Raw genomic sequence first — 610 nt, 5'->3', positions numbered from 1 at the left:
TATGCGGGTTAAGGGACTTGAACCCCCACGCCGTTAAGCGCCAGATCCTAAATCTGGTGCGTCTGCCAATTCCGCCAAACCCGCAAATATGACCCGTACTGGGCTCGAACCAGTGACCCATTGATTAAAAGTCAATTGCTCTACCAACTGAGCTAACGAGTCTAAAATAACTTCCGTTATCTTACGGTCCCGACGGGAATCGAACCCGCGATCTTCGCCGTGACAGGGCGACGTGATAACCGCTACACTACGGGACCTATGGGAGTTAACGGGATCGAACCGCTGACCCTCTGCTTGTAAGGCAGATGCTCTCCCAGCTGAGCTAAACTCCCAAAAAGGAAGCCTCTAAACTTCCTATTCTGCTAAGCGACTTCCATATCTCACAGGGGGCAACCCCCAACTACTTCCGGCGTTCTAGGGCTTAACTGCTGTGTTCGGCATGGGTACAGGTGTATCTCCTAGGCTATCGTCACTTAACTCTGAGTAATACCTACTCAAAATTGAATANCTATCAAATAATTAGAAAAACCATACGCTAAGTTTTCTCAGTTACTTTGGATAAGTCCTCGAGCTATTAGTATTAGTCCGCTACATGTGTCACCACACTTCC

General features: G+C 48.3%; 4 tRNA genes and 1 rRNA gene. All 5 read right to left on the bottom strand.

What is annotated here, in order from left to right:
- Positions 1 to 2: 2 nt before the first annotated feature.
- A tRNA-Leu gene (locus D8854_RS09750) sits at positions 3 to 84 on the bottom strand.
- Positions 85 to 89: 5 nt separating this feature from the next.
- Positions 90 to 162 (bottom strand) — tRNA-Lys (locus D8854_RS09745).
- A gap of 22 nt (positions 163 to 184) precedes the next feature.
- A tRNA-Asp gene (locus D8854_RS09740) sits at positions 185 to 257 on the bottom strand.
- Between the two features lie 2 nt (positions 258 to 259).
- Positions 260 to 332 (bottom strand) — tRNA-Val (locus D8854_RS09735).
- Between the two features lie 29 nt (positions 333 to 361).
- Positions 362 to 477: ribosomal RNA gene (gene rrf, locus D8854_RS09730) — 5S ribosomal RNA — on the bottom strand.
- Between the last annotated feature and the right edge of the window lie 133 nt (positions 478 to 610).

It is taken from the genome of Streptococcus mitis (assembly GCF_003943905.1).
Classification (GTDB): Bacteria; Bacillota; Bacilli; order Lactobacillales; family Streptococcaceae; genus Streptococcus; species Streptococcus mitis_BC.
The sequence above is the reverse complement of the archived record's forward strand: the minus strand, read 5'-3'. Positions and strand labels throughout refer to the sequence as shown.